Origin of the sequence: Pseudarthrobacter sp. fls2-241-R2A-168, assembly GCF_030209335.1 — a bacterium.
Lineage (GTDB): Bacteria > Actinomycetota > Actinomycetes > Actinomycetales > Micrococcaceae > Arthrobacter.
On sequence record NZ_JARVSG010000017.1, the window covers coordinates 70,196 to 96,040 of the forward strand.

The 25,845-nt window shown below is 59.3% G+C and carries 24 protein-coding genes; 16 read left to right on the forward strand and 8 right to left on the reverse strand.

The features are described from left to right. Window positions 1-10: 10 nt before the first annotated feature. Both QRN11_RS12355 and QRN11_RS12360 read right to left on the reverse strand, forming a co-directional pair. Window positions 11-298 (reverse strand): hypothetical protein, encoded by a 288-nt coding sequence (locus QRN11_RS12355; RefSeq protein ID WP_009358107.1) that lies wholly within the window; start codon window positions 296-298, stop codon window positions 11-13. Window positions 299-312: 14 nt separating this feature from the next. Then, complete coding sequence (locus tag QRN11_RS12360) at window positions 313-906, reverse strand: DUF6668 family protein (RefSeq protein ID WP_285251204.1); 594 nt, start codon at window positions 904-906, stop codon at window positions 313-315. Window positions 907-1,073: 167 nt separating this feature from the next. On the opposite strand from QRN11_RS12360, the gene QRN11_RS12365 reads away from it, so the two are divergent. The 7 genes from QRN11_RS12365 to QRN11_RS12395 all read left to right on the forward strand — a co-directional run bounded on the left by QRN11_RS12365 (window position 1,074) and on the right by QRN11_RS12395 (window position 8,471). Then, window positions 1,074-1,346, forward strand: a complete 273-nt coding sequence (locus QRN11_RS12365; RefSeq protein WP_011689726.1) for a helix-turn-helix domain-containing protein — start codon at window positions 1,074-1,076, stop codon at window positions 1,344-1,346. 36 nt (window positions 1,347-1,382) lie between these two features. Further along, window positions 1,383-2,465 (forward strand): CHAP domain-containing protein, encoded by a 1,083-nt coding sequence (locus QRN11_RS12370; RefSeq protein WP_285251205.1) that lies wholly within the window; start codon window positions 1,383-1,385, stop codon window positions 2,463-2,465. Beyond that, on the forward strand, window positions 2,462-2,977 hold the full coding sequence (locus QRN11_RS12375; protein WP_285251206.1) for a hypothetical protein: 516 nt from the start codon (window positions 2,462-2,464) through the stop codon (window positions 2,975-2,977). The genes QRN11_RS12370 and QRN11_RS12375 overlap by 4 nt, the downstream gene beginning before the upstream one ends. 6 nt (window positions 2,978-2,983) lie before the next feature. After that, window positions 2,984-4,447 carry a MinD/ParA family ATP-binding protein gene (locus QRN11_RS12380; protein ID WP_285251207.1) on the forward strand — a complete coding sequence of 488 codons (1,464 nt, stop codon included), beginning with the start codon at window positions 2,984-2,986 and terminating at the stop codon, window positions 4,445-4,447. 67 nt (window positions 4,448-4,514) lie between these two features. After that, entirely contained in the window at window positions 4,515-4,727 is a 213-nt protein-coding gene (locus QRN11_RS12385) for a hypothetical protein (RefSeq protein WP_142059631.1), read from the forward strand. A gap of 400 nt (window positions 4,728-5,127) precedes the next feature. Beyond that, the gene (locus tag QRN11_RS12390) at window positions 5,128-6,723 is read left to right on the forward strand and encodes a hypothetical protein (protein WP_285251208.1); all 1,596 of its coding nucleotides are present in this window, start codon (window positions 5,128-5,130) and stop codon (window positions 6,721-6,723) included. A gap of 977 nt (window positions 6,724-7,700) precedes the next feature. Then, window positions 7,701-8,471, forward strand: coding sequence for a ParA family protein (locus QRN11_RS12395; protein WP_142059561.1), 771 nt, complete (start codon window positions 7,701-7,703; stop codon window positions 8,469-8,471). Between the two features lie 1,283 nt (window positions 8,472-9,754). Here QRN11_RS12395 and QRN11_RS12400 read toward each other — a convergent pair. Both QRN11_RS12400 and QRN11_RS12405 read right to left on the reverse strand, forming a co-directional pair. After that, the gene (locus QRN11_RS12400) at window positions 9,755-9,901 is read right to left on the reverse strand and encodes a hypothetical protein (protein ID WP_285251209.1); all 147 of its coding nucleotides are present in this window, start codon (window positions 9,899-9,901) and stop codon (window positions 9,755-9,757) included. 333 nt (window positions 9,902-10,234) lie between these two features. Continuing rightward, window positions 10,235-11,656: a competence protein CoiA gene (locus QRN11_RS12405; protein WP_285251210.1), complete on the reverse strand. Its 1,422-nt coding sequence runs from the start codon at window positions 11,654-11,656 to the stop codon at window positions 10,235-10,237. A gap of 233 nt (window positions 11,657-11,889) precedes the next feature. Between QRN11_RS12405 and QRN11_RS12410 the strand changes: the two genes are divergently transcribed. Next, window positions 11,890-12,387, forward strand: a complete 498-nt coding sequence (locus QRN11_RS12410) for a hypothetical protein (protein WP_285251211.1) — start codon at window positions 11,890-11,892, stop codon at window positions 12,385-12,387. A 114-nt stretch (window positions 12,388-12,501) separates the two neighbouring features. On the opposite strand, the gene QRN11_RS12415 is transcribed toward QRN11_RS12410, so the two are convergent. Beyond that, complete coding sequence (locus QRN11_RS12415) at window positions 12,502-12,984, reverse strand: DUF4145 domain-containing protein (protein WP_285251212.1); 483 nt, start codon at window positions 12,982-12,984, stop codon at window positions 12,502-12,504. A 259-nt stretch (window positions 12,985-13,243) separates the two neighbouring features. Next, window positions 13,244-13,954, reverse strand: coding sequence for a hypothetical protein (locus QRN11_RS12420; protein WP_285251213.1), 711 nt, complete (start codon window positions 13,952-13,954; stop codon window positions 13,244-13,246). 195 nt (window positions 13,955-14,149) lie between these two features. On the opposite strand from QRN11_RS12420, the gene QRN11_RS12425 reads away from it, so the two are divergent. The 7 genes from QRN11_RS12425 (at window position 14,150) to QRN11_RS12455 (ending at window position 23,073) form a co-directional block, all read left to right on the forward strand. Then, the gene (locus QRN11_RS12425; protein ID WP_285251214.1) at window positions 14,150-14,776 is read left to right on the forward strand and encodes a recombinase family protein; all 627 of its coding nucleotides are present in this window, start codon (window positions 14,150-14,152) and stop codon (window positions 14,774-14,776) included. Continuing rightward, window positions 14,773-15,504, forward strand: a complete 732-nt coding sequence (locus QRN11_RS12430) for an endonuclease VII domain-containing protein (protein ID WP_285251215.1) — start codon at window positions 14,773-14,775, stop codon at window positions 15,502-15,504. Before QRN11_RS12425 ends, QRN11_RS12430 begins: the two co-directional genes overlap by 4 nt. Window positions 15,505-15,730: 226 nt before the next feature. Continuing rightward, window positions 15,731-15,985 (forward strand): endonuclease VII domain-containing protein, encoded by a 255-nt coding sequence (locus QRN11_RS12435; RefSeq protein ID WP_285251216.1) that lies wholly within the window; start codon window positions 15,731-15,733, stop codon window positions 15,983-15,985. Window positions 15,986-16,491: 506 nt separating this feature from the next. Beyond that, complete coding sequence (locus QRN11_RS12440; protein WP_502935029.1) at window positions 16,492-17,502, forward strand: DUF8370 family protein; 1,011 nt, start codon at window positions 16,492-16,494, stop codon at window positions 17,500-17,502. A 487-nt stretch (window positions 17,503-17,989) separates the two neighbouring features. Beyond that, window positions 17,990-18,928: an AbiTii domain-containing protein gene (locus tag QRN11_RS12445; protein WP_285251218.1), complete on the forward strand. Its 939-nt coding sequence runs from the start codon at window positions 17,990-17,992 to the stop codon at window positions 18,926-18,928. A gap of 78 nt (window positions 18,929-19,006) precedes the next feature. Further along, the gene (locus QRN11_RS12450; protein ID WP_285251219.1) at window positions 19,007-21,880 is read left to right on the forward strand and encodes a DNA methyltransferase; all 2,874 of its coding nucleotides are present in this window, start codon (window positions 19,007-19,009) and stop codon (window positions 21,878-21,880) included. Then, a complete protein-coding gene (locus QRN11_RS12455; protein ID WP_285251220.1) occupies window positions 21,877-23,073 on the forward strand; it encodes a DUF4238 domain-containing protein in 1,197 nt (398 codons plus the stop codon). The genes QRN11_RS12450 and QRN11_RS12455 overlap by 4 nt, the downstream gene beginning before the upstream one ends. Before the next feature lie 71 nt (window positions 23,074-23,144). Here the strand turns inward: QRN11_RS12455 and QRN11_RS12460 are convergent, their stop codons facing one another. Continuing rightward, window positions 23,145-24,122, reverse strand: coding sequence for a hypothetical protein (locus tag QRN11_RS12460; protein ID WP_285251221.1), 978 nt, complete (start codon window positions 24,120-24,122; stop codon window positions 23,145-23,147). Between the two features lie 274 nt (window positions 24,123-24,396). Between QRN11_RS12460 and QRN11_RS12465 the strand changes: the two genes are divergently transcribed. Continuing rightward, window positions 24,397-25,113 (forward strand): SOS response-associated peptidase, encoded by a 717-nt coding sequence (locus QRN11_RS12465; RefSeq protein ID WP_285251222.1) that lies wholly within the window; start codon window positions 24,397-24,399, stop codon window positions 25,111-25,113. Between the two features lie 124 nt (window positions 25,114-25,237). On the opposite strand, the gene QRN11_RS12470 is transcribed toward QRN11_RS12465, so the two are convergent. Then, window positions 25,238-25,687, reverse strand: a complete 450-nt coding sequence (locus QRN11_RS12470; RefSeq protein WP_285251223.1) for a hypothetical protein — start codon at window positions 25,685-25,687, stop codon at window positions 25,238-25,240. Between the last annotated feature and the right edge of the window lie 158 nt (window positions 25,688-25,845).

Consider the following 25,845-nt stretch of genomic DNA (forward strand, 5'->3'; position numbering starts at 1 on the left):
CTGAAGCTCCTTAGACCAGGGCGCCTACGACGCCGCCTGCGGAGGCTGCCAGGATGCACCCGCCGAGGACCCATGCCAGACGGCCGGCATGCTCGCCGCCCTCTCCGCGTCGGTTATTGATCATCATCGTTCCGGCTGTGATCAGGATGCCCGCCACGGCCAGGCCGAAGACGATCCATGCGACCCATTTGAGGATCGTCAACAAACCTTCAGAGCCGGGAGGTGCCTCACCTGTGCCCGGGTTCGGTATCTCGGTGATGGCAAAGCTTGACCATTCCATGGCCTTGGAGAACAACATTCAGCTTCTACTTTCTATTTGGCCGGGAGTCCGGCGGTGGCTGTAACTGCGATGTGGACCTGTTCAAGGGTGATGCGGGCTTCTTTGGAAAGTTCCTCGGCGGCGACGTCATGGCCGTAACGCCATGCGTCCACCCACGGGAAATGCCACATGTGGGGCACTCCCCCGCCGACGACGCGAGCGAAGTCGCGGATCTCTTTGGGGAGCCGTCCGGGAGCGTCAGCCATGACCACGAGGCCGGCGACGTGGATCCCGGGAAGAGAACCGGAAGCCCATTCAGTTGCAGCCAGCCGTGCTGCACGAAGGCTAGGGACATTGGACTTGGCAACCAGGACGATCACGGATCCGGCTGCCGTCAAAGGCCACTGATGCTCGGCGGCTTTGGTTCTCTTGTCCAGGCGTGCAAGCGACGTTTCGCCCGCGCCGCCGTGGACGCCAAGCCACCAAAAGCTCGGTTCCTTCCCCGCAACGTTCCTTCGGGGAAGCCGGTCCGCCTGGTCCGGCTGAGGAACGCTCAGCTGTGGCCTCGTCGCCCCCGTAGGGATGAAAGGCGGCTCTTCCGGGATGGCCGGAACGGGTTCGTCGATAGCTTCTGCGCCGAGCGTCACCCAGCGATTCTTTGAGACCGGCATTTCACATCCCCTACTAATGTCCGCAAAGATCGTATCGGTACCATCCGACACGAAAGGCCAAAAGTGACCGCAAACAACAGGTTTAGTACCTTTCAGTCACTTCTAGTACATCACAGTACCAATTTGTGGTCTACGATGGCTCTATGCGGTGGGACGGACTGAGCGTGGACCCCAAGTACCTGGAAGCACTCTTCGCCAAGTACCCGGAGCGTCTTACGCCTCAGGACCTCGAAGAGATCTTCGGGTTGTCCCGAAACACCGTCTACCGCTGGCTCCAAACCGGAGTGATTCCTGCTTACCAAGTCGAGAAGACATGGTTGATCGCCAGAGATCAAGTCAAGGACTGGGTCTGGGAGAACCGGAACACGCTCAGGAAGGGCCAGACACCAGAAGTGAACGACGAGGACCAGCCCTAGGGCGAAGCAGCCGACGAGCAGATGTGAGGGGGACACATGCAATCACGAACGAGCGCGCCCGCGCTGGTCGCCGGCGCCGTCCTCGCGCCCGTCGGCTTGGTACTGTCCATCATCCTGTTCGGCGGGAGCTCCCAGGCCGCGGCCGACGTCTGCTCACCGACCGGATCCAGCGTCAGCGTTGACGCAAGCCAGCTGCCCAAAGTCGCTGTCGCCGGCTACGAGGGCGAACAGCTCAAGAACGCGGCCCTGATCATCAACGCAGGCAAAGCCCTTGGACTGTCTGCCCGGGGGCAGACGATCGGCGTCATGACGGCCATGGGCGAATCCGGGCTCCGGGTTCTGGACTACGGCGACGGCCCGGGCCCTGACTCCCGGGGACTGTTCCAGCAGCGCGACAACGGCGCATGGGGGACCTACCCGGACCGGATGAACCCAACGGCTTCAGCCACGAACTTCTTCACCGCCCTGCAGAAGGTCAGCGGGTGGGAACAGCTCGAACCCACCACGGCCGCGCACAGGGTCCAGCGCAACGCCGACCCGTTCCACTACCAGCCCTACTGGGCGGCCGCCGTCGAGGTCGTCGCCGCCCTGGCCGACGTGCAGATCACCGATGCCGGCGGGGAAAGCTCCTGCGGGATCCCCGGCCAATCCGGTAAAGACGATGACCTGCCGTGGCGCACGGCCAAGATCTACGAGCCATCCCCGCTGGGCATGTACAACCGCGAGTGCGTCGACTTCGCCCTCTGGCGCATCAACCAGCAACTGGGCAGCACCACCACCCCCTACAAGGTCCTGAACGGCACCTTCCGGCCTGACGGTGCCGTGCTCGGCTCTGCCCTTACCTGGAAAGACGGCTGGGACACCAAGGGCTGGCCCACCGGTGGAACACCACGGGTCGGCGCGGTCGTCTGGTACTCCCCCGGCACCGGGGGCGCCGACGGCACCTACGGCCACGTCGCCATCGTCAAAGCCGTCAACGGTGACGGCAGCTTCCTCGAAGAGGGCTACAACGGCAACCCCGCCCCGAACGACCACACCTACTACACCCGCACCGTAGAGAACAGCACTCCCAGCGCCTTTCTCTACCTGCCCGGCAGCGACTCACCGGAGGAACCATGAAACGCGCCCTGACAGCCCTCGCGGCCCTGCTCGTGTGCACGGCCTGCGCGCCGCTATCCAGCTCAACACCCGCAGAACCGTCGCGCAGCACTTCCGCCGCCAGCCCAGCCACGCTCAGCGCAGGCGGTAAGCCCCAAGCTCCCGGCGGCACAGCACCGGCCACCCTAGGTGTTGCCTGGGACGAGGCAAGCAAAACAGCCGCGCTGGAAACGGCGACCAAGGCCATGACGCTGTACGCCCGTCCCACGGTCACGGACAAACAATGGATCCAGGAGCTCGGGCAGCTGCTGACCGCCCAAGCAACCGCTGATTACCAATACGTTGACCCGGCCAACATCCCGGTCACCAGGCTCACCGGAACGGGCCAGCTCAGGATCGATGAGAACAACGGTTTCGGCTGCCATGTCGTCTTTCCCACCGATGCCGGCGACTACGACGTGCAACTGCTCCGCAGCGCAGCCGACAAGCCTTGGCAGGTCAACCGTTTCACGCCCCCGAACGGCACAAAGTAAGGACAGATGATGGAAACTCAAGCGCTCGACTTCCCCAAGATCAACGCCGTTCTGCGGACTAACGGAACCGGCGAAGTCACCATCAACGGAACCTCCCACGCGATCGAGGCCGCCGACGAAGCCGCCGTCCTTAGCGATGCATTACGGATCATCACCGAAACCGCGGCTCAGCTCGGCCGACCCGTCCGCGTCAGCACCACTGACCCGGACGGGCACGGCCTCATCATCGTCTCCCCCGAGGGCGTCGTCAGCGAGGCCGCTCCGATCAAGCCCACCCCGAAGTGGGAGCAGGACCGTCTGCCCGTTACGGCATCCCCTTCACTGGAGACGGCCAAGGCCGCGACCACGGCCGCGCCTGCACCTACGCCTGTTTCGGTCCCTGACGCCTCTCCGTCCGAGGAGGCGCCGGCAGAAGCTGGCGACGCTGCGGCGGTGACCTTCGGTGCGGCCGTTACAGCCGCGCCCGCCGGGGCGCGCGCACGGGCTGCCACAGCAGCCGCTGTGGAGCCTGCCATCCGGCGCAGCCTCAAAGACACGTCGTTCCTCATCAGCGCGCCCGTGCTCCAGCCGGCCACGCGCGGCTGGCGCGGCGTCCTCAGCCGCCTCGGCCTCCGCATGGACCCCTCCCCTGAAGAGCTGGCCGAACGCGAAGACATCCGCACAGTGAGCCAGCACTGGCCCGGCCCCCGCACCGTAGCTGTCGTCAACCGCAAGGGCGGAGCGAACAAGACCCCCACCGTCGTGATGCTCAGCGCGATCCTGGCCCGCTACAGCGGCGCGGCCACCGTCGCCTGGGACAACAACGAATCACAGGGCACTCTTGGCTGGCGCACCGAAAAGGGCGGCCATAACAACAGCGTCCTGGATCTCATCGACTCATCCCAGGCTCTGCTCTCCCCCAGCGCCCAAGCAGCCGAGATCGCCCAGTTCGTCCACCACCAGACCTCGGACAAGTTCGACGTCCTGCGCTCGGACGAGAACGAGGAGGGTGACCACGAGGTGACCGCAGAGGAGGTGGACATCGCCCACCAGGTACTCACCCGCTACTACCGCCTGATCGTCATGGACTCCGGAAATACCGCCCGCGCCGCGAATTGGCGGCGAATGATCCACCACACCAATCAGCTCGTGGTCCCCGTGACAGCCATCGAAGACCGCGCCGAGGCCGCGCGCCTGACTCTCCAAACGCTGGAATCCCGTGGCGGCCACGATGCCGAGCTGGCCCGCAACGCCGTCGTCATCGTGTCCGAGTCCACCGATGCCAAGCGCAGCATGAGCGGCGATGCGCTCAAGCGCGCGAAGGATGAGGCCAGGCGGATCGCTGACGGCTTCGCCCCGCATGTACGCGCCGTAGTCCGGATCCCCTACGACCCCGCCCTGGTCAACGGCCCCATCCGCTACGACGCCCTCCAACCCGCTACCCAACGCGCGTGGCTCGCCGCGGCCGCAGCTGTGGCAAAAGGTTTCTAAGAAAGTGCGACACGCCGAAAGATTGCGGTACCGGTACCGAGGCTCATGGATGGGCAAGGATGAGACCATGAGTCAGCCATATGCAACCCCGAAGCTCGACGGCCAGCGCGTCGCTTTGCGCGGCCGCGTATTGCCCGACCAGCACGCTCGCGCGAGTACGCAAGCGGCACGCCACGGCCTATCGCTGAGCGAGTACCTTGGCGCGCTCATCGACCGCGACAGCGGGCTTCCCAACAAGATAGACCAACCGCAGGAGGCGCTGATCCCCAGGGCGTCTTAAATTACTGAAGGCCCGCACTAGGCGGGCCTCCGTAAACATATGTAGTTCAGATCAATGATCTTGGCGGGTCGCGATCTGAACTTTTATCCAACACCCACCCAGTGGGTGGATCTTGTCATATCCATCCCCGAGAGGAAGGCTACTGCAATCCATGGTACCGGAACCGGTATTGACGTCAACGCATGCCCTTGTGAGTGTCGCTCAACGTCCAAAACCAGAAGATGCATGGGGTCTTGCTCCGCTGATAGCTGGCGCGCCTTCGTACCGATTGGGGCGCTGGATTGGGCAGAGGTTTCAATATCCTCGGCCAAAGAATGCGCCGAAGATCACTCGTTCTTTGCCGAGACATCCTGCTGCTGTAATGGTGCACGGCACGGACGGCCGAGTCTCTACGCTGTGCTTGGACTTTGACACCTCGAAGGCATTGAAAGGCGTGGTGGACTCAGACGCGGTCCGGGTGGGCCGTTTGTTGTCGGCGTGCGGCATGAGGTTCGTGGAGGATTTCTCCCCCAGCGGTGGACGCCACCTGTACGTGCCGCTGCCCGACCGGATGGACGCAGCCGAGGCCCGGGAACTAGTCGAAGCGCTAGCCCTGATGGCCACCAGTCTCGACCCGAGCCCCCACCAGAACATCACCGACGGGTGCATCCGTGTCCCAGGAACGCCCCACAAGTCCGGTGGCCACCAAACCCTCATCACTCCTCTGTCCCAGGCATACGACATCCTGCGGCGCCGCAACCCAGCCTCTGCGCTGATGGAGCTTCGGTCCGCACTGGCTCCGGAGCTAACCCGGAAGCGCGCACTCAAAGCCCGCGCAGCCAAGACGGTTGCCGGACAGCGAACCGGGATTCTGCCGGCTCTACCGCTAAACGCTGGTAGTGAAGCGCCGCTGCGCAAGGTCGCCCGAACTGGCCTGTACGACACGGCCAGGTACAAGGGCCCATCCGAGGCTCGCATGGCTGTGCTGAACCACTTCAGCGCCTGCGGCTGGTCCCTACAAGACATCGAGAACGAACTCACCGGCCAGTTCCCCGGGCTGGCCGCCCTCTACGGAACCCCCCAACGCCAGACACGACTCCTGCCCTATGAGTGGACCAAAGCCCAGTCCCTCACCTCCAGCCAAGCCGTGCAGAAACGACTCCCCCGTAAACACAGGAAAAAGAGTGCCCCTATTAACAACACAAGCCCAACTTTAACCACCGGGGGGGCAGAGAAACCTAGCAGCGTTGGAGTGCAGCAGCTCGTAAATGATCTGGAAAATGTACTCTACGCAGTCCTCGATCACAGACTGCAAGCCAGAGGCCGGCAAGGCCTCAGCCTCCGTCTGCTCATTCGTGGACTACTGGGCTACATGAGGGCCAAGGAAACTAATGTTCTTGATGTTGGATGTCGAACTCTTGCTGTGGCGATGGGAAAACACCACGTCACCATTGCGAGGCTCCTACCCGTTCTGGTTGCTGCCTCCGATGGAATCCTGACCAAAATCATGGATGCACGCCACAAAGCCGCCGACGTCTATCTCATCCAACTCCCCGAGCAGTACCAGCAACTGGCTCGCGAACTAGCCTGGCGAAAAGGAAAAATTCATGCCATCCGGCCTGTTTTTCGAGCCCTCGGGGATGCAACAGCGCTGGTGTACGAAGCCATCGAACGTGGACGCCACTCCCCCACGACTGCGGACCTCGTGCGGGCCAGCGGTGTCAGCCGGAATGCATGCTCGGCCGCGCTGGCAGAGATGGAAGCCCTAGGTATGGTCGAACGCCAGGGACAAACGTGGAAGATCACCACAGTCAACTTACGCATGCTCGCGGCACGACTCGGCGTCATGGATGACTACCTTGATCAGATTAGCCGTAACCGCAATGAACGTGCTGCCTGGCACGCCTACCTAGACCGGTTTCTTACCCCCAAGGTCGAAGAGAGTGACCTGTTTGATCCAGAACGGGATGAGTACTGGCTACCACCCGATGATGCGGCAGTTTGGCATGCAGCTTGAGGCCGAGTGACAGGAAAGAATTAGGAATGCATTCCGGTGCCGGCCTGCAAGCAGGTTGAGGAGGATCTTTTCGATCTCGATCGTAAACCTTGCTGACTGCCACCCGCCGAGGGCTCTGCCTTATGGACAGTGGGCGAAGACTCTCTTAGTTCTCGCCGCCTGCCGTGAACCCGAGGTCGAGCAAGGAGTATGTGGAGAAATCAATCTTGACGTATTTATTCGTGTTCAGGGCCGGTGAGTCTAGAGCGGCCCCAGATCAAACGAGTCGGCCCAATAGGGACTCTATGAAGACGTCATCACCACGCCACTTCCCCTTGAGCCTCGGTGTCGCAGAGTACCGGGGTATGCCCTCAGCCTTCTTCAGGCTAGCGGCCTATAAAATAAATCCAGACATATTTCACCTTCGGATACGGTCGCGGCCGTTAAAGGTGCGTCCATACAGTGCCTGGAAGGCCCTGCACTCCCAGTGTTTTTGGCGAGCCTATCGGTGCCCATGCGACGCCAGAGGTAGTTCTCCGTCCCTTCCGGAGCTAGGCACTCGATCTCGGAAACCCACCACCTCCCTCTCTGTAGTTCCGCTTTCATAGGCGACGCGCGGAGATAAATACGTCATGACGTAAAGAAAGATAGATAGATGGATAGATGGATAGCCCGATGTCCAGTGCGCTTCGGGACCGATGGCACTCGATGGACCTTCTCTGGTGAGCATGCCGGGGTGCCACATGTGACGTCAGAGGTAGTCTTCGTTCCTCCCGGCTAGGATTCGATATCGAAACCACCCCTATCTCGGCGACACGCCGAGATAAATACGTCATGACGTAAAGATAGATGGATAGATTGATCATCGAACGTTCCTGTGGGGTGGTGCGGGTGCGCTTACCGCCAGATGGTAATAAATACGTCATGACGTAAAGATAGATTGATTGACGAATTGATAGACGGATAGACATATTTATTGATTGTGATTGAGGTGACTTGTGAAAGTAACTGCGATAGGGAACCGAAAAGGCGGAGTTGGTAAGACCTCTGTGACACTGGGTCTTGCCACTGGTCTGAAGTTGATCGGCAAGAAAGTGCTTGTGATTGACCTGGATCCTCAGGCTAATGTCACCGAAGCACTTGAAGGCTCCGGTGAGTTCGACGTTTTCGACGTGTTGTATGGGGGAGAAGCCGGCACTTTGGGGCAGGCCATCACCGAGACCTCTTGGCCTGGCATCGATCTCATCCCGAGCTCCGAATCGCTTGCGCGGCTGGAATCGGAAAGCCTCATGACACCAGAGTTGCGGCTAAAGACCGCCGCCTGGGGCGCTGAGGAATTGATGGCATACGATCACATTCTTCTGGATCTTCCGCCCGCGTTGGGTCGTCTTACGCTCAATGGCCTTATTTGGGCTGATCGAGTCCTTGCCATAACGGAGCCTGCAGCCTTCTCGGTCAAAGGCGTCACCGAATTCCTGGAGACAGTGAAGAAAGTGCAGTCGTTACCGCACCTGAATCCGGCACTTGAGTTCCTAGGAATCATCATCAACAAGACCAGTTCGCCCCTGACAGGAGAGCATGCCTTCCAAATCGGCGAACTGGAGGCTGCCTATGGCCAAGATGTAAGGAGTCCTCACCTTCCGCTCAGGACTGCTATGCAGGACTCTGTCAGCTCGAGAGCGCCTCTTACAAAGCTCAACAGCAGGGGAGCTGTAATCATGACCGAAAAGTTCGTCGAGCATGCTCGCTTTATCGATGGAGTCAACTGATGCCAGTAGAGAGAAAATCAGCAATCCGCAAAGCGCCCGCTGCCGACGTAGTCGATGTTCTGACTTCCCGAAGCGACAGTAGACAAGCGCTGTCTACGGAACCTTCGCATGCACAGTCACCTGACTCGCTAGAGGCTGCTCCTCGAACATCGTCAAACAGGCGGCCCGGGCCGGGCCGTCCTCGAAGTAAACGTCGGATGGAACCCTTCTCCTCAAAGATCGAAATCGAACTCAGAGACGAGATGGATGACTATGTGGCTGAGCACGGACTTTCGATCATCGACTTCCTGGATGAGGCAGTCAGGGACCGCCTCAAAAAATAATTATGTCTTGACGTAATTATTAGCCATAGCTGGCGCGTTCGTGGGTAGTCAATAACGACCATTTCTGACCCGCCTATTAGCCCCGTTAGAAGTCGCTTGGCGCTCTTTTTGTTCGAGCATGTGTTGACGGCCGGCCAGTAGGGGAGTGGCAATAAGGTGCGTTTTTGACTTGGTTATCCCTGTTTCCTTACCAGCGGATTCCGACACTATCCAAGTGGAACAGGGGAGGAATCCTGTCGCCGGCGACTGTAGCGGGTTGTATAGTCGGGCCGGACAAGCGACCGGCATACGGGAGGGACGTTCGTGGAAGGTCTTAGTCAATACGATGCTGTCTTTGCCGAGGCTGTCTTTACATTCATCGAGGTGTGCAGGCAACGCCGTTATGCTCCAGAGCCCATCCTCCGTGCTGACTTCAGCACGGTCCCTGGCGTCTATACCGGAGAGGTCGGGCTCGGGTGGGCTATCCGGCTCCAAGGGAGCGAGGAGCTTCTCGCCGTCGGGGAGGACGGCAAAATGCACAAAGCCACTCGGACGTGGAGACTGCGCAATAAGCCCTCATGGCTGCAGTGCATGGCGAGAACTTCTTTCCTGGTCGCCGTCACCGAAATTCATATTGATACGACCCAGCAACTCCACCAGGAAATCGTATACAGCCTTCTGCAGTACCTGGAGGCAAGAGAAGAGCAAGACAAGGGTCGCCCAGAGTCTGCCGTTGCTCCTGTGAGCTGTAGTTAGCACCCTGCTCTAGTTGGTAAGTGACGTGTGCCGCTGAGTCTAGGGCTTTGTTGCCCTGATGGACAATGGCGAAAGCCCGTCGAATGGGGGATCGACGGGCTTTCTGCAGTGACGATATAAGGCGATTGTTTTGCCATCAAATGGAGAACCCAATCCTTGGAGACCTGGAAGCGGTTCGGTCCCACATCGGCAAACCCTCAGACCCAAGTCGCGTTCTCGACCTCATCAAACGGCACCCAAAACATAAAGGCCGCGCTGAGGAACGGGCCGATCAGCAAGAGATGAGGGAAAGCGTAATTGCTTGGTGGGAGCATGGATTTGCCGGATGATGTGCAGCGGCAGGTGTTCCTTGTCCTTGTTGGGGAGGTCCATACGTCTTCTCCTGGAGCATTTGCCGTTGGGGGTGGGGCTGGCTCCCGGTCTCAGCACGTCTGGAGTCAGCCCCGCTTACCCGTCACGGGTGCCTACTCCACATGCTTGCCTGCTCAACGTGGGCCTGACGGGCAGAACATGGCCGACACCATCAGCCCGGCTTTTGAAGAGGAGTGCTCATTTAGCACTCATCGTGACGGGGCCGGACGCAGTCCCGCCCCCTCTCCTACCGGCGGGGTGGTGAATTCGCTCCTCGGGGGCCGGGGCTCGATCGAGGGGTACGTCAAACGACTGTTTCTGGGCTCGCTCCTAGGTTTGGTGTGGAATGACCAATCAATTGCCCCGATAAGGCGCGGCAGTTCCCATAAACTTTCGCCTGGCCTCGGCGACGCCGTCGGCGGAGTGGATCTCGGCCCATGACTTCTTTCGGTCCATTTGCAGCTCTTCCGGGACCGTGGGCCGCGGGTACCGCGGTCTTTCCTTTGGCACAACGACAGGTGACCGCTGCTTTTGCGGCTTGCCCTTCCTCGGATCATTTCGGCCCTCCGGCTTCGTCGGCCCGGTTGTAGTGGTCTGTTTCTTCAGCAGAGGAGCGCTGATCAAGGACCACTTTTCTGGCCTAAGGCAGGAGATGAACATCTGGCCGATCAGCGCATCGCATTCCGGGCAAACGAAAGCGCTATATTCAGCAGCTTTCTTTTTGCTGCGGCGGAGCTTGATGTTGGCCTTCTGCACGTCAGCTCGGACTGCGTTCATCCAGATGTCTAGCACTGCATGGACGGCCGCATCGCTTTCGTATCGTTTCATACCGACCTCACGTTTGATGTCCAGAGTAGGGATCGACAGGTACTGTCGGCCAGACGTGGAAGGCTCTGCATCCCAGAGGAGCATAGGGTGCTCGCACCTCCAGCATTGGGACAGGGATGCCCAGATGAAGGGCCCATCGTCGGTGAGGACGGTATGCGCACCGAAAGCCCTTTCGGGCGCAGCGCTATCCTGGTTCATCTCCTCGATGCGCTCATCAATGGCCTGCTGGCGGCGTCTGGCCTCATCCCGGAGTCGGGCATCGCTCTCTGCTCTTTTCTTGTATCGCGCAGCCTGGTCGTCGGGGCTACCGTGGTTCCAGCCGTGGCCCCGCTGCAGCAGATTGTCCACGAAGGTGCCGAGGGTATCTTCCTCCCGGAAATCACAAGTAACATCCAGCTCCATCAACGTGCCTGTTGTGGCCGGAATTTTCGAGCTCTTCCCGAACCCTGTTACGACGAATGGGACGCGGATCAGGTTGTCCTCCAGCCGGCGGGGCACGATCCATACGGGGAAGAGGCCATCACTGAAGTAGCGCTGGCTCCTATGCTGATATTTTGCTGGGCTTTGCGATGAGAGTTGAACCTCAAAGGCTACCCGGCGCCGGAAGTCATCCGACTCTGCCAGAACATCAATGATCCATTCCCTGGAAGCATGCGGATGCTCCACGATCGCGTGCCAACCCTCCACGGCGTTTATCCGGTCCCGCAGCGCTTCTTTCATGGCGAGATGCTGTGGTGACTCCCCGCCGTGGTCCACCTTGCATTCCCTGACACTGAGGTGCGCGAAATACTGGGTCATCTCCCCGCGGGGTTTTGCTATGGCCCGGATGCCGCAGCCTGGCAATATCAGCCGCTTCCGCTTTTCGGAATTCTGCAGCTCCAGCCAGGACGCTCTTGACAGCGTCGTGGCATCGATACGCTGGCCGTCGAGCATGGCAACAAGCAGCATGGTCCCCCTTAGTTGCAGCTCCTCTGGTGCTGGAAGTGATTTCACCACACAGGCCCCCCTGCACGGCAACAGACATCAATAGCGAGGTCTGAAAGTCTCACGAACTCTAGCGCTTGCAGGGGTCGGCAACCCTGCGGACCCTCAAAGAGAGGTTGTAACCCACCTTGACATTGGCGATCATTTCGGCGAAGCTCGTAACGCAACTGAGGTTACAACCTACCTGGGAGGAAAGCATGATCATTCCGATTACCGTCCACGTCCCTGAGCGCCTGGTCGAAGACTTTTACATCCGTTTCGGAGAGTTCATCGCCGACGTCCCTGATCCCGACGCGCCCACAATCCTCCCATCGGGGGCGGTCCCCTCCTGGGTGCAAGCGGATGATGCTCAAGCAATCGCCGATTCCCTGTGGGATGCGATTTCACTGCCGGGGAAGTCAGTTCTTCGTTTCATGGCACGAGCAACCGGAGACGATACGAGGCACTTCCCTCCAAGAGAAATCGCCGATGGAATTGGTCACCCGAAAGGGACTGCAGGGGTGGCTGGCCTCTTCGGTGGAGTGGGGAAAGCGATTCGCCGCGCGGGCCTTCCCGTGTACACCACCGCCAAGGGAACTCCTTGGCACTACATCTGGGGTTGGGACGGTGAGCGCTACTCCATGACCCCTGAGGTCGCCCGCCTCTTGCGCAAGGCCGCCCAACCCGGAGCTCGTTCCGCTGCGCAGGAGGGGTAGTTGCTGCCTTAGGACCGCGTTCGGCTGCTAAGGCGGCGATATCGCGGATCAGTCGCTAGACCTCATGCTCTCGGCCCTGGGAGGCTGAGTTTGTTGTCCAGGGTACGAATTGAATCAATCCTGAAGTAAACCCTGATCGCGGAGGAGTTGAGCCGGCATTTCGTACTCATGCCGGATTAGGTGCCGTACGAATTTGCCCAGGCCCGTCGCTTCTTCTGCGGTCACGTCGTCATAGTCTTCCGGGTGAGCGCCTTCGTTCCCTAGCTGGTTGAGGTGGTCGGCCCACTCCCAGAGGGAACGATGAAGATCACCGTCATTCTTCATGTGCTTAAGGGCAGATTTCAGATGCCTCTCTCCCTTGGCCCTTTCACTGCCCTTGTCTTTGACAAACAGGTGCAGCGCCGAGCGAAACATAACCGCTGCCGCGCGATTCGCTCCCACCGCGAGGGACCGCATCCCTTCGTCGTATGCCGAGGCCACGCCATCATTGACCTGGGAATCCAAGATGCCGGCCCCAGGCACCGGCCACCACATCAAGCCTTCCCCACCGTTCGCAGTTACAACGGCAGTGCCTTTCTTGCAGCCTTGGCAGGTCAAGGCCGTAAGGCTACGGTCGGGAAAGCTCCCACCGGCGCCGGTGATCCATGAAAGGGCTGTTTGCCCACCCACCGTGAAGCTCGAGATCCTCCCGCACCATGGACAAGGACCCGTTGGGTCGGAAGGCGTCGGAAGCGAGTCAGGATTTTCGGGCATGCAGCAATTTTGGCAGATGGGCAGAGAATACGTTCGACGAAACGGCGATTCCGCGCAACGCTCGGTCGCCCCGCCACTTCCCGATCGCACGGAACCAACCCCGTCAAATACGACCGCTATTTGAAGAACGCTCCACCTCGAACGTGAGGGCGAGCATGGTGGCGTACTTCTCCACGATCTCTACATCCTTCGACGACAGAGTGTGCGTCTCAGAAGTTTGAAGAGTCAGTATTCCCGATGTGGATCCCAGCATGGATACTGGCGCGGAGATGAAGGACCTCGCTTGCCCTGTCGCGCTTAGCATGGCATGACTGGACGATTTCATGGCTTCTACTAGCTGCGGCGGCGGAGCTGTCAGTTTTCCTATTGCTACGGATATCTTCCCTGGTGACGTTGTCTCGTGAATCAGATGGAGCGTAGCCACAGAGCCTTCCCATTCGTCATATTCCCGTGCCAAGGCTCTAACGAGGTGGCGCCGGCACATACTAAGCGTCGCCTGGCGTGAGGTCGCAGCTGACATCTGCCCTACGGACGTGAGCGCCTGTTGGGCCAGGGCGAGGTCCAAGGCACGCGCATCGGGACCCTTGCGAGCACTGAGAATCTTCTCCCACCAATCCTTTCCAATCTGCAGCGCAATCGAGACAATCAGTGCTCCAGCCGCCCACGCGAACCAGACTTGATCAGCCTTGGCAAAAAACAAAAGTACTGTTGCCAGTGCCGGCGCGACGTAAGACGCCACCTTCGCGATGGTTGCGTATAGGCGCAATCGCCTGGATCGGCTCGTTGGTAGTTGGGTTGTTCCGCCATTGGTCATGACCTGAGCCTAATTAGACGAGGCCGATGGGTGTCAGGTCCTCGGATGAGGTATTGGTGTGTGTGGTCAAAAACGACCGTTTTTGACGTGCTACTCGGCGAGCCTCCGCAAACCCCCGAAGTGCCCTTCTATTGTTGGTCAGAACTTGTTACCGAAATGAAAACCAGTCAAAACGGTTGACGGAGGGTTTTTGACATGTCTGGGAATGCGATTGGCTACGCGAGGGTCAGCACGCGAGGGCAATCTCTGGATTCCCAGGTTGACGCACTTGTAGCGGCGGGCGCGGTGCGCGTCTTTCAGGAGTACGCCTCCGGGGCCACGCAGGCGAGGGCCCGGTGGAAGGAGTGCCTGGACTACCTGCAGCCCGGTAACGTGCTCTTGGTCGCCGATCTGACCAGACTCGGCCGGAGCACTGCTGACCTGGCTGACATCGTGACTGTCCTCGGGCAGCGGGGGATAGGGTTCCGTTCCCTGGCCGAGCCGTGGCTGGACACAACGAGCGCCCACGGCAAACTCATCTTCGATATGTTCGCCTCCCTCGCGGAGTACGAGCGGTCAAGGCTTTCGGAGAGAACAAAGGCAGGCCTGACCGCGGCCAAGGCCCGCGGCCGTCTCGGTGGCCGGCCGCGCGTTATTACGGCAGGGAAGATGGAAACGGCTCTGCAGCTGCGCAAGGAAGGGAAGACCCTGAAAGAGACTGCCGAACGCATCAGCGTTAGCGTTTCATCGCTGACAAGGGCGCTTAGTGCAACCGCGGCCGCCGGTAGCGCCACGTCCAGATCGAGGGCGGCACCTAAAGTGAGCTCGAGGAGCAGCTTTTGAGAAAGCGTGTAGAGGTCGTAGACGGCATGAAAACGTGCAGCAAGTGCAACCGGTTGCTGCCGATCAGCGAGTTTCACGTGCACTCTCAAACCTCCAGCGGTCTGGCAAGTGCCTGCAAGTCGTGCAGTTCCGCGGCCTTTAAGGCGACCTATGTACCCACCGTCCGGACCACCGCAATCCTGGTCGTCGACGGGAAGAAGCTCTGCACGGGGTGCGACAAGGTGTTGCCCGTCAGCGAGTTCGGGAAGGACAAGTCGACGAAGACCGGACTCGCCCACAGGTGCAAAAAGTGCGCGGCGGCGAAGCAGAGAGCGAAGCGCGATGCGGACAAGGCAAAAGACCCAGAGAGCTATCTGGCGGTTCAACGGGAGCTTCAGCGAGCTTGGCGCGACAGCGCCCCACCTGAGGTCAGGAAGGCCCGCGGACGAGTAGGACTGCTGAAGGGAAAGGGCGTCACCACCGAGTGGTACGAGGTAACCCTCGCGGAGCAGGGCGGGGTATGCGCAATCTGTAAACGGCCCGAGTCGAAGCTGAGCTCAGGAGGAGGCATCAAGATGCTCGCGGTGGACCACGACCATGCAACCGGTCTGCCAAGAGGGCTTCTGTGCCAGCAGTGCAACATCGGCTTGGGTGCCCTTCGTGACGATCCCGTCCTTCTCAAAAAAGCGGTCACCTACCTGACTGATCGACCATGGGAGGTGCAGGGTGCGGGCATCGCAGATAGTTGATGGCAAGAAACAGTGCAGGATATGCAAGCAGTGGCTGCCTGTCGACCAGTTCTATAAGAACTCGCGTGCTGCCACGGGGCTCGATAGCGCGTGCAAGGGATGTCTGCTCCTAGTGCAGCGGGCACGTGTCATTACTCCGGAGAAAAATGCCGAGTACCAACGAAGGTACAAAAAGCGATTTCCAGAAAAAGTCGCGTTGTCTAAGCGCCGGCGCCACATTTGGGACATGTACCGGGTAACCCTCGAGTGGTACGACATGATGTTGGAGCTGCAGGGCGGAGTATGCGCGATCTGCGGTGAACCCGAAACGGTGATGCGTTTCGGGAAGCTCAAGATCTTGGCGGTGGATCACGATCATTCAACCGGTACGCCGCGAGGTCTCCTGTGCCAGGGGTGCAATCAGGGGATCGGCCACTTCGGGGAGGACGTGGCCCTGATGGAATCTGCCGTGGACTACCTCGACAAGCACCAGGCTCCGTGACGCCACTCCGGCCGATAAGGGCGAGAGCGAGGGGCCCCGCCAGGCGTGCCTGGCGCTGACGCCGCGCGCCTTGCGTTCGGTGGCTTACTGAACCTCTGGAAGGTGTCCCAGCGTGCAGCCATGAGCCGGGCGGACTTGACGCCCAAGCGGTCTCCCGCGGGGGATGACGCGAGACAAAGTATGGCTAGAACTACATCAATGTAACTATGCTTCCGTTATCAAAAGGCGCTGTAAGGCGATTTGAGGGCCCGACGCGCACCGCGCGGTACATGTTTTGCCCGCGTTCCGGGTAAGCCCTGGAAGGGGCCGTGGAAGGCTGCTGAGAGGGTGCTGCGACGATGTCGTGCACAAGGGCCGAAAAGGTGTGCTAAAGTTAATAGCAAGGCCAGTTTTAGGGAACGCAAGAATGCCCTGCTGGTTACCTCCAAAGGTGGAGGAGTCCAAGCAGGGCTAGGTTCTATATCGTTGGTCAGGCGATAGATCTAGCTTACTCGGACTTGGCCGTTGTGTCTAATTTTGGGACACGGGGGCTGCCCGTTCTCTGGCGCCGTCAGGAGCGAAAAAGTTCAAACCCCCGGTTAGAAAGCCGGAGTGAGCAGATCATCATGACCTTCCTTTCAGATATTTACGCCCTCCCCACGAACGTCCCGTTTTTGGACGTTGACGTGGATAACGACAACCTTTTGTTCGCAGATGGCAGCGCCATCCGCAACGCCGCCGGCCCCTACGGGGTGCGGGCCCAAGCCCAGTTGACAGGTTTCTTCACCGGCCTGATCCAGCTCCGCCAAAGCCCGTCACTTGCTGACAGGACCCGAGGGCTTTCCATCCTTCAGCGAATGAGTGAACCCGGGGAGACCCGGTTGGGCTACTCCGCAAAGGGAACGAACGGCAAGGGATTCGGAAACGGACTTGGCAGCGTACTTTGGACCGCACTTGGGAACCGCCTTTGCCAGGAACAAGCGCTGACCCGGATCGAACACCTCCCGCTGTTCCTGGACGGCGTTGACCGGGACCTTATGTCCGACATGATTACGCGTGTGGCCATGGACATCTTGGTTGACTTCACGCATGACATGATGCGCCAATATCCCGCCCTGGCCGCCACCACCACCACGCAGAACTTGATGGTGTGGGATCCCCAGAAATTCGACTGGGTCTCCAAGAGCTGCCAGCTGCCATTCGTCGGCGGGAAACAGCTGGTCCTTATTCCCCGGAGCTGGGTGACGTGGCAGCCGCTGATGCATCCCAATCCGTTCTACAACCGCTACACGACTCAGGCGGTTCAGGACGAGCAGACCAGCATCACCCCGGACGGGAAAATCGATAAGCCATACAAATGGCAAATCAAGGCCGATCACCCGAAGATCAAGCAGTTCAACTCCGAACGAACCCTGAAGGACATGTCCGTGAGCAATCACGTACAGGAATACCAGCAGGAAGTCGACCAGGCGTATGTCCCGCTTGATGCAGACGAGGCCCGCAGCCGCATTTTGAAGGGTCTGCCGAAGGCCAGCTAGGCCAGCCCCTTGCAAAGCTGGGCAGGTCCCCCCAGGAGGACCTGCCCAGCCCTTCGGGGCCAAGGCCCTCCTGTTATCGCGAAGCGCGGATGGCGATCCTTTACAGGGCACCGGTTCTTCATCTTGGCTGGTTAGAGCGGCCGACCGTAGGGATAGTCCACCCATACCCCGGTGCCTTCTTCTGGGCATGTCAGGTCGGCGCCCTTTCGCGTGGACCAGTAGTCCGGGGGAAGCGGGCTCCCTGGAGAACGGCGTTCAAATCGACGCCGTGCTCCTCGCGTCCGTCGGCGAATGAAGCTGTCCACTCTTGTTCACAGGGCCCAGCTTGGCACAGCAAACACCTGCTGCGGCTAGCGACTAGCTTCGATCCATGGTCATCTGGCTCAACAACTGGGGAGGGCGATCGCGCACCTGTGCGGCGGTTGATGTCGCAGACAGCCGGTAGATTCGCTTGGTATTTACTGGGCTTCTTTTTGAAGGATTTCAATTGACCAAGACTCTTCTCGGCTCCTTAAGGGAGCAAATTGTGGACGAATCAGAACCTTTAGCTGGGCTCCTGCGCAAGTGTCTGCTGCTCGGTGCCGAAACCGGTTCCGAGTCTTTGAGGCAATGGGCAAGATACGAGCTCTCCGGATATGACGACGACGCTGAAGTCCCCAGCTATCGGGTACTGCCCTCTCCACCGATAACCGTTAGCTCAATAAGTGGGAATACCTGGGCCACAGGTCAGACATTCAATCGGCTCCAATTGCCCGTAGAGGCCCAGAAGGGCGTGCCGGAGTCATTTACGCTTCGTCAGCCCATCGAAGAGCTGGAAAGTCTCGCCGGGGGCTCGTCGATCTCCTTTTCCAGCACGGGCCTGGCCTACGCTCAGACTATTTGGAACGGCCAGCTTGGCCCATTCCAGCAGATCATGAGCATGTCTTACTCGCTTCCCGGCTCTGTGCTTACGGGGGTTCTAGGTCAGATCAGAACCCAGCTCGTCGATGTCGTTGCCGACCTGACTGCAGATACTCCACTGACCGAGTTACCGAGAAAACAAGCTGTGGACGCAGCTGTAGGTCAGCACATCGGGACGCAGTACAACACCACGATTCAGACCGCCAGCGGTCCTACTGCCATTGGTTCGAAGGCAAAAGCCAATGTAGAGGGGTTGAGTGTCGAAGACGCCATCAGGCTGCTTGACGCTGCTCAGTCCGCGGCAAAGGGCGTGGGTGACGATGAGAACCGATCTGCTCTGATTGCGGCAGTCGAGGAACTTCGGGTAGCAACCCAGCAGGAAACGCCGAGTACCGGAGACGTGGTTAAGAAAGCAGGCAAGCTAAACGCAATCGCCGAACGAATCGGTGTTCCAGCCGTTAGCGCAGCCGTCAGTGGCGCGGTAGAAACCATCACTACGCTCGCGCTCTCCGGCGCCTTCGGGTGATCACCGGGAAAATGAAGAATCCCCACCCGGCGCTGGTTGAATGCCTGTTCGTTCCAAGAGCGGGACTGGCATACAGTCATGGAATTGACTTACGGGGGAAGGAATCTAGTGGCGTTACCGCACGCACCGTCGAAGAAGCCATTGAGCTTGCGAGAAATGCAGAACCGAGCACGGAAGTTTGTAGCGGACTGGCAGGGCGAAACGCGAGAGAACGCGGAGGCTCAGTCCTGGTGGAATGACTTCTTTGACATTTTTGGTGTAGCTCGGCGGGAAGTAGCCTCCTACGAGCGGTGGGCGAAACGGGCATCAACCGGGCGCCAAGGGCGCATTGATGTTTTCATGCCTGGAGTCATGATTGCTGAGCACAAATCGCTGGGCAAGGATGAAGGGCGTGGGGTTTCTCAAGCGGAGGATTACCTGCGTGGAGGGGACATCGGCCACCACGAGTACCCTCGTTTTCTCGTCTCTTGTGATTTCGACAGAATCACCTTGGATGACCTGGAATCCGATGACCCATCGTTCTCCTTCCGACTGAAAGACCTCCCGAAATACGTTCAGCGTTTCGCCTTCCTGGGCGGTTACACGCCGCCCCGGCGCCGCCAAGGCGAGGGGGAGGCTGTATCTGTGAAGGCCGCTCGGTCTATGTCGGCGCTTTATGAAGTACTTCTCGGTGACGTTGACACGGACGAGGACTCACACCAATCCGAGCAGGCCGCGATCTTTATGACGCGGATACTTTTTCTTCTCTACGGGGACGATGCTGTCGGCCTATGGGAACCGGGCTCATTTGAGGCTTACCTTAAGAATTCCACCAGCCCCGACGGAGCCGACGTCGGACCATCCATCGCTTATCTGTTCCAAATACTGGATACACCGCCGGCACGACGCTCTGCCACGCTGTCACCGCTGCTGTCAGTCTTCCCATACGTCAACGGAGGACTTTTTGCTGACAGGGTTGATATCCCGGACTTCACGGCGGAAATGCGCCAGGCTCTTTTGTCGGCCTGCGAGCTGGACTGGGCCGGCATCTCCCCGGCCATCTTCGGCTCTCTATTCCAAGGACTTACTTCCCGGGAGGAACGCAGGGCACACGGTGAGCACTACACCACCGAAACCAACATACTGAAGGTTTTGCGGCCTCTCTTCCTAGACGAGTTCGAAGAGCGCCTCCAGCTAGCGTGGACATCACCAGGAGAGCTACGGAAGCTGCGCACTGAGCTCGGTGGCTACCGCTATTTGGACCCCGCGTGCGGCTGTGGAAACTTTCTCATCGTCGCCTACAGAGAAATGGCAGACATCGAGTACCGGATCCTTGCCAGAACCCGAGAGCTTTCCGGACAAATGGATTACGCTCTCGACCCGACCTGGGGCCTGCAAGTAACACCAGATCACTTCGGCGGAATCGAGATCAACTGGTGGCCGGCAAAGATAGCGGAAACCGCTATGTTCCTGACCCAGCACCGCGTCACCCAGCGGCTAGGCGAGATAGGTGAGCCGCCGTCGATTCTGCCAATTCGCGAAGCCGCTTCCATCGTCCATGCCAACGCCTTGGGGGTGGATTGGAGTGATGCCACGCAGCCCGGCCCTCGTGCCACCTATGTGTTCGGCAACCCTCCTTTTATCGGGCAATACTCGAAGTCTTCGCAGCAGACCGAAGACATGAAGCGAGCCTGGGGAGCGGACTACGACGGCTACCTGGATTACGTAACCGCCTGGCACGCAAAAGCTCTCAGTTTCCTCAAAGGCGCCCCTGGCGGCAGATTTGGGTTTGTCACAACCAACTCCATTACGCAGGGGCAGCCTGTCCCAGCCCTTTTTAGGCCGATCCTTCGGGACGGTTGGAGGATCCGCTTTGCCCACCGGACATTCGCGTGGACGTCGGAAGCAACCGGAAAAGCAGCTGTTCACTGCGTTATTGTCGGGTTCGACCAGGACCCCTCCGTCAAAGCCCGACTGTGGGAATACGAGACGCCAAAGTCAGAACCCCTTGAAGTAGACTCCCGCGCTATAAACCCCTACCTCGTGGACGCCCCGCTGGTTCTTGTTGAGAAGCGCAGCAAACCTTTATCCGCTCACCTTCCTCCAGTTGTCTACGGCTCTAAACCGACTGACGGCGGATACCTCCTCAGCGAAGGTGAGGAAGCTCGAAGCTTGAGAAATGATGCAGTGGCCGGCAAGTACATGCGGCCATTTGTTGGTGCCCGTGAGCTGATCAACGGCGGGGACCGCTGGTGCCTCTGGCTGGAGGCAGTTTTAGCGCAGGATTTGAGAGGCTCAGAGGTTCTGAAGGAGCGGGTAGAAAACGTAAGGCGGTTCCGACTTGAAAGCCCCAAGGCCGCAACAAAAGCACTCGCCTCCACACCAGCCGTTTTTGCTGAGCGCCGCCAACCTTCGGTTCCGTATCTATGTATTCCGTCCGTTGTGAGCGAGCAGCGGCCGTATCTGACCTGTGGTCGTTTTGACCCGGACGTCGTAACGAGCAATCTAGCTTTCACCGCGCCGGATATAGATGGGTTCCTCTTCGGCGTTATATCTTCGGCCATGTTCATGACCTGGCAAAAGACGGTGGGAGGCCGGTTGAAGTCCGACCTCCGATTCTCAAACACCATTGTGTGGAACAATTTTCCTCTGTCTGAGATCACCGAGCTGCAACGCTCGCGCGTTATCGAAGCAGGAAAAAATGTGCTTCAAGCCCGTGAGAAACATCCCGGTCTTACCCTTGCGGATCTGTATCACCCGCTGGCGATGCCGCAGGACCTGGTCACAGCACACAAGGCTCTGGACCGCGCTATTGACGCCGTCTTCGGTTTCCGAAAAGCCCCTACGCTTCTTGAGAGGCAGGAGCGGCTCTTTGACCGCTACGCCCAGCTCACAGCTGGCTCGTCCGGGTCCAGTCTTGGCATTGTGAGCGATGCGCACTCAGCCGGAGCCGATGCAGAGACTCAAGCGTGATCACTGGAAGCAACCGCGGAGCGGACATAGAGTTCACGCCTGCCTTAGCGGAACTCCTAGACCGTGCTCGGAATGAGAAAGAAACAAACACCACGGCTGCAGACGTAGCCGAGCTGCGTGACCACCCGGACATCCTTGCTCTGATGACGCGTGCCCGACAAAACGAGAAGAATCCACCACGAAAACACCATGTCGTTCCGGCCTCATACCTGCGGCGCTGGACAAATGACCGCCAAATAAGAGTCACGGAAATCGACGAAGGCAGGACGTACATTACGACCGCCGAGAAAGCAGCACGACGGACTGATTACTACAGCCTCGCCTCGGACGATCTGGAACCTGATGAGCTTCCACCGCTGCTTGCCGAGACAATGTTGTCGGATATCGAAAGCCTTGGAAAAGTTGCGATCGACTCCCTTTTAAGCGCGGGGGTTGAAGAGCTGTCCCACGAAAACCGCAGCAACCTGGCCATCTTCCTAGGCTTTCAATACGTGCGCGGCGAGAGCACGCGGACGATGATCAGAAAGATCGCCAACGATGCCTTCAAGCTCGAGTATGGCCAGCTCAAAGAACCCGGCATCCGTCGAACTCTTAAGGAGCGCGGTCTTCCCGTCACATCGGAGAGCATCGAATCAGTTGCCACATTCATCCGAGACCTGAACGACGGCATCCTTACAGTCGGCCCTCAAAAAGCAGCCGAGGTCATCCAGGCATTCCAAGCTGCCACAAAAATTGCTGAGCACCTTTTCGAAAGATCTTGGGCGGTTTTTAGGACCCCAGCAATACTCCTGACCTGTGATGAACCAGTGGTGCCGATCGGTCGCTCAGGCCAAAATCGGGGCGAACGTACAGGTTTAGCCGGCGCCCGAGTAGTCGTGTTCCCACTTGCTCCGGACAACCTCCTTGTGATGTTTCAGCATCGGCCCTCAGCCCACGCCCTCGTTCCACTGACGCTGAGTGAAATTGTCGAAATTAACCACGAAGTCCTGGCAAATACCGCACGTTGGGCATTTGAAAGACCCAAGCGCCGGACATCAATCGCGCTTCGCGTACCTTCACTACCGTCGGCGACCGAAGTCGTGGAGCACCGAGTGGCCGGCAAAGCTAACACTTCGATAATCAGGCTGTTCCGGCAGTCACGGTGGGCTGGTGATCCACATCCGCCGGAGTGGCCTTTGCCGCGATGGCCATAGGAGACTGTCTGGGGCCGGCCAAGTAGCCTGGGTCCCGCTATCTGCGAGTAGCTCTCCAATTTTGGTCCCGGTTAGGCGCCGGCAGGGCGCGCTGCAGTTTTCCCTTCTGTCAGCAGGACAGCAAAATCCGCTCGTAAGCGCGGGAGCGCCACATCTGCGTCCTCTTGAAGGAGGTCATCGAGATTCCAGATAGCGAAGTAGGGCTGCCTGGGGAGCAGGATGCCTACCCGACGGATGCCTAACGAATCGTCCAGATCAAGGAGTGCGTAGCCAAGGAGCTGGAACAGCGTATCCCTGAGCCAGGGGCTGGTGATTTCCTCTCTCGTCTTCAACTCGACAAGCATGTCCCCCACAGCCCAGTCAGCGTCTGCACCTCCTACTGCCACACTTCCGAGGAAACGCGGGTTGGGCACGTAGTCGACGCCTCCCTCGATGCCGCGGTTCCACTCATCCAGGAGTGGCGTGACAGCCCTCCTCATGAGAGCAATGTCCAAGAGCAACGAGTCCTCGATGTTCATCATCAGATCGACGGCGGTTTTCGCCCGTTTGACCCTTCGCCCGAGGGCCCCCGTGAGTGCCTCGTGCGGCCCTGTCCGTGCAATACTCTCGCACCATGCCAAGGGAATCGAGGCCCTGTCCAGGCTCAATGGGTCCCGGTCCTTCTCCTTCCAAGTGAGATACGCGAAGCCCAAAGCCATCTCCAGCACCTTGTGAATGTGCTTTCCTCTGTGGACGATAGCAGTGTCCGCGGCAAGGATGTCGAGTCCTCTTTGAGCCACCGTCTCCACGAAGTCAAAGCCCGGCATGTCCATTCGGATGCGGTAGTCCAGAGCCGTGCCTGCAACGGTTGCGTGGCTCTGACGGTCCTTTACAGTTTCGGGGATGGGCAGCTGCGCCTTGAGCGTAATGAGTTCGTCGAAGCCGAACGACGAGGCAATCTCCTGGCCGCGGCGACCACGGGTTCCAGCTAACGCGAGCTGCGGGGCGCTCTCATAGACGAATTGCCGGATCGGCGATTCCTTACTGCTGAGATGACGCGTGAGGGACATGGGTGTGACCCTACCTTGGACGTACGACAGCCAGAGACGTTACTAGCGGCGTCGCTGGAAAGCGGAATACCGCTTCATATCGGCAAAAGTCGAAGGGCCGGCACGTAGACCGTGACTACGTAAGGGCGTGGAAGCAGGCTAGGAATCGAGTGTTCGCTGCCGTGGCGGCCGCGGATTCATCCTGTGGGAAAGGGTGGCACCGTGGTGCTGAGGCGCGGATTGTGATCGGGCATTTCCCGGCGCACCTCCTGGCAGGCAGGGCAGAATGGGGATCATGTGCGGCAGATATGTGATGTCCAAGGCCACTGGGGACCTTCTGAGCCACTTTGAGGCCAAAGAGGTCGAGGGGAGCCCTCCACCGCCGAGCTGGAACGTGGCGCCAACCCAGAGCGTGCCGATCGTGGCCGAGCGGCTGGATGAGGGCACGGTTGACCGTCATCTGCTTATTGCTCGCTGGGGTCTGGTCCCGTCCTGGGCGAAGGACATCAAGATCGGCTCCAAGCTGATTAACGCCCGCAGTGAAAGCATCCTAGAGAAGCCGTCGTTCCGGAAGGCTGCTGTGAAGCGGCGTGCGATCGTCCCCGCCGAGGGCTATTACGAGTGGCAGAAGACCGAGGACGGGAAGAAGATCCCGAACTACCTGTTCTCCGAGAAGGAGCCCTTACTGGGCTTCGCTGGCCTGTACGAGTGGTGGGCGGACCCATCTCTGCCGGAGGACGATCCGGAAAGGTGGCTGCTCAGCTGCACAGTGCTCACCACAACCACACAGGACGCGCTGGGCCACGTCCATGATCGTTCCCCGGTAATTATTCCGAGTGACCGGTTCGCGGAATGGTTGGACCCGGACCTGACCGACAAGGACGGCATCCAGCACCTGCTGGACTCCTTGCCGGAACCGACCCTGACACCTCGGATTGTCAGCCCTCGGGTCAACAGTGTGCGCAACAACGGGCCGGAGCTCATTGAGCCCGCTGAGCCCGTGGAGAAATAGACTCAGCGCCCAGCTGGAGACACTCCAAGGGCGGGAACAAAGTTGATGGGCTGCTAATTGACGGCGAATCGTGGAGACATCGAAAGATAAGGCATGGCGTACCGTCTAACCACACTCAGTTCAATCAGAAATGCCAGGCACGTGTGAACCACCGCGCACCTCGGGACGAACTCCGTGAATTGGAGTCCGGCATCTTCTGCAATGCCTCCTCGTAGAACGCTAGACGGGTCGCAGACCTTGCGTATCGCCTTTGGGTGAGAACGACTTGAAACGTCAGGTACAGGCCGGAAATGAGCATAAGTTTGCCTACTGCAACGGAGACAGCCATCGTCCACTGTTTGTCTCCTTGAAGTGAAAGTGCCGTCAACAGGGGAAGAGAGGCGACAACCGCTGCAAAATAGATGCCGGCCATTGGCCCAAGTCCACCTCCAGCGAGGAGCGAAGCTTCATGCCTTAGTGTTCGCAAGACTTGAAAACGCTGTTCCTTCGGAAGCCGGAGGAAAGCTTCAATGTCATCTTCCTTGACCGTCGCATCCTCAACTAAATGGTTTTCGGAAAGCGTTCGAGTTCCCATTTGATGAGACTATCTTCCCTTGTCCCGTCCTTCCCAAGGCGCCTGACGCTCTCTTGCACGTGCAGTGAAGTTTATGAACGTGCCCTGATTGATTCTGAGATATGGTGACCAAGAACCCGAGGGAATGAAGGACTGGTCCCCATGTAAAACGTTGTCAA